The sequence below is a fragment of the Microcoleus sp. OTE_8_concoct_300 genome (assembly GCF_031383065.1).
Taxonomy (GTDB): domain Bacteria; phylum Cyanobacteriota; class Cyanobacteriia; order Cyanobacteriales; family Microcoleaceae; genus Microcoleus.
In genome coordinates this window covers 1-5,877 of the sequence record NZ_JANMZH010000284.1, presented here as the reverse complement: position 1 = coordinate 5,877, position 5,877 = coordinate 1, and the positions used below count along the sequence as shown (strand labels likewise).

At 43.2% G+C, this 5,877-nt stretch carries 5 protein-coding genes and 1 pseudogene; all 6 read left to right on the top strand.

Annotation, left to right across the window (positions count from 1 at the left end; translation table 11 throughout):
• Positions 1-540: cysteine hydrolase family protein (locus ACUVJL_RS13515; protein WP_445246318.1), on the top strand; the 540-nt coding region annotated here is incomplete at its 5' end.
• Between the two features lie 255 nt (positions 541-795).
• Positions 796-2,385, top strand: coding sequence for an ABC transporter ATP-binding protein (locus tag ACUVJL_RS13510; RefSeq protein WP_445246317.1), 1,590 nt, complete (start codon positions 796-798; stop codon positions 2,383-2,385).
• Positions 2,386-2,495: 110 nt separating this feature from the next.
• Positions 2,496-2,858 carry a cupin domain-containing protein gene (locus tag ACUVJL_RS13505; RefSeq protein WP_445246316.1) on the top strand — a complete coding sequence of 121 codons (363 nt, stop codon included), beginning with the start codon at positions 2,496-2,498 and terminating at the stop codon, positions 2,856-2,858.
• Positions 2,849-3,526, top strand: a complete 678-nt coding sequence (locus ACUVJL_RS13500; protein ID WP_445246315.1) for a cysteine hydrolase family protein — start codon at positions 2,849-2,851, stop codon at positions 3,524-3,526. The genes ACUVJL_RS13505 and ACUVJL_RS13500 overlap by 10 nt, the downstream gene beginning before the upstream one ends.
• Before the next feature lie 997 nt (positions 3,527-4,523).
• Positions 4,524-5,654 (top strand): hypothetical protein, encoded by a 1,131-nt coding sequence (locus ACUVJL_RS13495; protein ID WP_445246314.1) that lies wholly within the window; start codon positions 4,524-4,526, stop codon positions 5,652-5,654.
• Positions 5,644-5,877 (top strand): annotated as a pseudogene (locus ACUVJL_RS13490) (hypothetical protein); the annotation flags it as partial. The gene ACUVJL_RS13495 and the pseudogene ACUVJL_RS13490, both read left to right, overlap by 11 nt.

The following is a 5,877-nucleotide window of genomic DNA, read 5'->3' as shown; positions in this document are numbered from 1 at the left end:
ACTCGCGCTCCTATTGAGCCAATCCAGCAAGTCTTAGAAGTCGCACGGGCGAAGCACTTCCATATCATGCACACCCGCGAAGGACACCGCCCCGATTTAGCAGATTTACCAGAAAACAAGCAGTGGCGATCGCGCCAAATTCAAGCCGGAATCGGGGATCCTGGACCCTGCGGCAGAATTTTAGTTCGAGGTGAAGCAGGGTGGGAAATTATTCCCGAACTCGCGCCTTTGCCTGGGGAAGCGGTGATCGATAAGCCTGGAAAAGGTTCGTTTTATGCTACGGATTTAGATCTGTTACTGAAACGTAAGGGCATTCAAAATATTGTTTTGGCTGGCATTACAACCGATGTCTGCGTGCATACCACAATGCGAGATGCAAACGATCGTGGTTATGAATGTTTGCTTTTATCTGACTGTACGGGCGCAACAGATTATGGCAATCATTTGGCGGCACTTAAGATGATCCAGATGCAGGGAGGAGTGTTTGGAACTGTTGCTGATTCAGAAGCATTTATTAAAGCTTTAGATGATGATTTTTGATGGAAAAGTTAAGTTATATTATGTTGGGTTGCATCGGTTGTGTAAGAGTGATGTGAAAATTTGTCTGTAGGAATCAGGGGTTAAGTTTTAACCGCAGATGAAGACGGATAAACGCAGATGAACGCAGATAAGAAGGCTGATTTTACTAGAGGTGAGGTTAATACTTCAAACATTGAAATGAGCCCTGCGCTCTCACTAAAAATTTAAATCTCATAAGTGGCCGATAAGCTGGAAACTTTACAGGGGGACAAAAATATGACAGAAGTAACTGATTCTATAGATCGAAAATTAGCTCTGGAAACTCAAAACTCAAAATTCACAACTCAAAACTTTATTCAGCCACCAGAACTAGAGGTGGTTAACATGACTAAGCGGTTTGGCACGATGACTGCACTTGATAATTTCTCGATGACGCTAAAACCAGGGACGTTTCATGCTTTGCTGGGCGAGAACGGAGCAGGCAAAAGTACTCTTGTTAAATGTGTCATGGGTTTCTATAATCCTACTTCAGGTCAAGTTTTGATTGATAAGCAGGAAACGACGATCGCAAGTCCTCGCGATGCTCATAAGTACGGCATTGGTATGGTTTACCAGCACTTCACCTCTGTGCCTGCCATGACTGTAGCGGAAAATCTGGTTTTGTCCCGCTTTGATAGCCCCAATTTGATTAATTGGAAAGCGGAGTACGAAGGGTTAAAGGCTTTTATGAAAACTGCTCCTTTCCGAGTTCCTCTAGATACCCCGGTCTTTCAATTAGCCGCCGGAGAAAAACAAAAGCTAGAAATTCTTAAACAGATATATCTTCAGAGTCGGATCTTGATTCTGGACGAACCTACTTCGGTGCTTACTCCGCAGGAAGCCGATGAGGTTTTAGGTTTACTGCGCGCAGAAGTTACTGCTGGAAGATTAAGCGTGTTAATTATCAGCCACAAGTTCCGGGAAGTGATGGCGTTTTGCGATAGCATCACGGTGCTGCGTAAAGGGAAGTTTGCCGGTCAGGGTTTGGTAAAGGATCTGACTGTCTCGGATATGTCTGAAATGATGATGGGTGAAAGGCGTGAGCCAAAACAAGTTGAAAAGACAGCCCCCCCAACGACTATTCCTATCCTTGAAGTTAAAGACCTTCATGCCAATAAAGACAACGGTCTGGAGGTATTGACAGGAGTAAATCTCACAGTTCACAGTGGCGAAGTTGTTGGGATTGCAGGTATCTCAGGCAATGGTCAGCGGGAATTGGTGGAGGTGTTGGCTGGTCAGCGTTCTGCTACAGGTGGAGATGTGTTGGTCAATGGCGAAATTTATACAGCAACACGAGCCGAGATGTTTAAACATCAGGTCTTCGCACTACCAGAAGAACCGCTTCATAATGCTTGTGTGCCACACATGAGTGTGGCAGAAAATTTAGCCTTGCGGACGTTTGACCGCCCTCCTCAAGCTAAAGCAAGTATTTTACTCATCCTGAAAGAAATTAGGCAGGCGGCTAAGAACTTAATTAATACTTTCAAAATTAAAACGCCTTCGCCAGATACCCCTGTAGGCAATCTGTCGGGGGGAAATGTACAGCGCACAGTGTTAGCGCGGGAACTCTCCGCAGAACATATTAAGTTACTAATTGCCGCCAATCCTTGCTTTGGTCTTGATTTTTCTGCTGTGGAGTATATTCACGGTCAGATTATTGAGGCTCGCAACCGAGGAGTCGCGGTGTTGCTGGTGAGCGAAGATTTGGATGAACTGCTGAAATTGTCCGATCGGGTTTTGGTAATCAGTGGCGGTAATTTTACTTATGAAAGTGCGATCGCAGATGCAGATTTTGTTCAGATCGGTAAGAGCATGGCAGGACACTAATCAATTTTGGATTTTGGATTGTTGACGAAGAAAACGCGGTGGCGCTTCATAGTTTCTTGTCCTTCTCCGTGTCCTTCTATCTCCCTGTATCTTTCATTCGAGGCATACCTATGACTGAACTACTGAAGCAAGTTTTGCTTCTTAAAGATCTACCTAATATCGCAACATGGCAGGATAATTTGCCTTGGCAACCATTTCGTGATGGGGTTGAAATCTACCGACTTTATGGTGACAACAAAAGTGGATCGGCTACTGCTCTACTGCGGTATGAGCCGGGAGCAAGTGTCCCAAGGCACACGCATACTGGTTTTGAACATATTTATGTACTCACTGGATCGCAAACTGACCAGAATGGCGAACACCAAGCCGGAACCTTTGTCATTAACCCCCCTAACAGTAACCACAGTGTTGTCAGCGAAGCTGGCTGCATAGTCCTAGTAATTTGGGAAAAACCTATATCGCTATGGTCTTAATATCTGCCCAACCTTATGATTATGAACTGCCAGTCTCTGGCGGTGTGGCTTTGGTTATCATCGATATGCAGCGAGACTTTTTGGAGCTTGGGGGATTTGGTGAAGCTTTAGGCAATGATGTCAGCCAATTACAGGCAATCGTGCCAACGGTAAAGCGGTTGTTAGAGGCATTTCGCGATCGCCATCTCCCTATTGTTCACACTATTGAAGGCCATCAACCTGACCTTTCTGATTGTCCTCTATCTAAGCAAAAGCGGGGCAAAAGTAAACTAAAAATTGGCGATCGAGGCCCAATGGGACGAATTTTAATTTTGGGTGAACCTGGCAATTCAATTATCTCTGAATTGACACCTATGTCTGATGAAATAGTAATTAATAAACCAGGTAAGGGCGCTTTTTATCATACTAATTTGGAATTAATACTTCGTGAGAAAGGGATTACTCACCTAATTTTTACTGGAGTCACGACTGAGGTTTGCGTTCAAACCACTATACGTGAGGCTAACGATCGGGGGTTTGAATGTTTACTTGTTGAGGATGCTACAGCCAGCTACTTTCCCCAGTTTAAACAGAGTGCGATCGATATGATTCGCGCCCAAGGCGGTATTGTTGGTTGGACTGCGAGGGTTGAAGTAGTAATACAAGCTTTGGAAAAATCGCAGCCTTAAATTAAAAAACTGTCGGCTATCCCCGATGTTTGGGGTAAAAAGCAGTGGCTGATACATTTTTTCGGGACAATGAAGGCTGAAAACCTTCAAACTGGGCGATATCGGTCAGGGTTACTTAGTAATTATCACAGCACTCTCAAGGATCTCACTGGGTAATATTCCAAAGATACGTTGTGCAGCTCAAAATGCTCTATCGAGTTTAGCTCAAAAAGGAAATTTACCAGCAATTGAACCACTAAATAATTCTTTAGTTTATTGGAAACAACAAAAATGTGAGAATAATACTGACTGATAATCTCAATCGCTCAAACCCCCAAGTTTGACCAAAAGAAACCAGGATTGAGTACAACTAAGATTAAGCTTCTTCTTTGAGTTCCTGCACCATTGCATACAAAAAAGAAGTAGACGCATCTCGACCCAGCAATGAAAAAGTACATCAGCCTCGTCACCGATCTCATGACCTCGCTCTAACCCAAATCCGAGCTACCCATAATCGATAGCTACGGTCAATTCACGCTTACCCAAGAGGAGTACCAAGCCCTCATTAAGTATTTGTATTTGCTTATTTAATGAACACTGGCTATTTTGGCAAAGCTATTTATTCGAGATGACAATCAGGACAGGGAACGGGAGATATTTAGCGCTTTGCCACACATAGCAGGTTTGATACTCTATTTGGGCTTGCAATTTGTTCAAATTTTGTTAAATCACAGCTTAATAAACCATTACTTCAGACTCAAGAGTCAAGAGTTTTATTTCTAGTTAAATATGTCATTTTTATTTTTGTGCTAAAAACCTCCATTGTCATCATATTTGTCAAGTATTAAATTTTATTGAGAAATATATTAAAAAAATATGAGCTAGCTTTCTCAGCAAAATAGCTTTGACTAGGTTAAGAAATAAAACACTACAAAATAAAATATTGTAAGTTGGGATATAAATATAAGGTATAACATCTAACCTTCTTTTATTTTTATCTTGATTCGGAGGTTTTCCTATGGCGATCGAACTTTCAAATCTAACGTTTACCAACCGGGCTGATGTTGTCCCAGCGTCGGGGGTGGAGGAAATACTCAATACTGGCATCGCTAATACTCTTGCTGGCAACGACAAAATCACTGGTACTGGCACTGGAGGCCGATACAGCATTTTCAACTCCGGCACGCTCAATACCGCTGAAGGTAACGACATAATCATGGGAATTCGCAGCCAAAAAGAAGAGTACCCTTTTATGGGTTATTCTGCCATTTACAACGAAAGAGGTACCATTGATACTGGTAATGGTAACGACCTAATCACTGGCATTAGCGAGGCAGGCATCGGAATCCAAACCCTGTATGGCACCATAAATACTGGTAATGGTAACGACCACATTACGGGTACTGGCTTTTCTAATGGCGTATTTATCAACTACGGTGGTACCCTTGATACTGGAAGGGGTAACGACATAATCACTGCCAATGGCATTAGCGGCCTCCAAAACTATTCCACTATCAATATCGGTGATGGTAACGACATAATCACTGGCAATGGAATTACCACAGGTATTTACAGCCACGGATCTATAGATACTGGTAATGGAAATGACATAATAACTGGTATTGGCACCGAGTCGGGCTATGGCATTATCAATACTGGTCGTGGCAGTATTACCTTCGGTGATGGTAACGACATAATCACTGGCATTCACACCGGATCTTTTGGCATCGGCCTCGTCAACGGCAGTACCTGTACCATTGATACTGGTAATGGTAACGACATAATAACTGGTATTGGCACCGAATATGGCATCCGCAACAACGGTACCATTAATACGGGTAATGGTAACGACTCCATCATTGCCGATGGAGGTTTGGATGGCAGTATTGGCAAAGTCTTTTTAGGAGATGGTGAAGACTATCTCAAGGGTTTTGGTAGTGGTGATTTTTATGGCGGAAACGGTAATGACACACTAGAATTAACGCCAGGAAGTTATACCGTTGGGATATGGGGCGAGGGGGGCGAATCGGTGATTTTCACCAAGGGTAACAGTCTTATGATAACTTCCGAGTTTGAAAAACTCATAGCTGGTGGCACAACGTATGACTTCACCAGTTTGACTGCGGGTCAGATAATTATTGTCGCCTAACAGTCTATTTGAGAAGTATGGGACAGCTAGCTATGAAAAAAGTTTTGCTGTCCTGAAAGACCCTTTATTCTTTACTGATAATGCTTTTCTCCAATCTCCTGAAAAAATTGGAGCTTTGGCTGTGGTGATGGGTTGTGCTTGTATGGATGTAGTGACAGATAGCGCTCGATTGAGAATTAGCGAAACTCGGGGTGGCGAATCATTACCCCTCTCAAGTCGCCCT

Coding starts and splice junctions, on each gene's coding strand:
- ACUVJL_RS13505 (WP_445246316.1), top strand. CDS start 2,496: ATGACTGAACTACTGAAGCAAGTTTTGCTTCTTAAAGATCTACCTAAT.
- ACUVJL_RS13495 (WP_445246314.1), top strand. CDS start 4,524: ATGGCGATCGAACTTTCAAATCTAACGTTTACCAACCGGGCTGATGTT.
- ACUVJL_RS13510 (WP_445246317.1), top strand. CDS start 796: ATGACAGAAGTAACTGATTCTATAGATCGAAAATTAGCTCTGGAAACT.
- ACUVJL_RS13500 (WP_445246315.1), top strand. CDS start 2,849: ATGGTCTTAATATCTGCCCAACCTTATGATTATGAACTGCCAGTCTCT.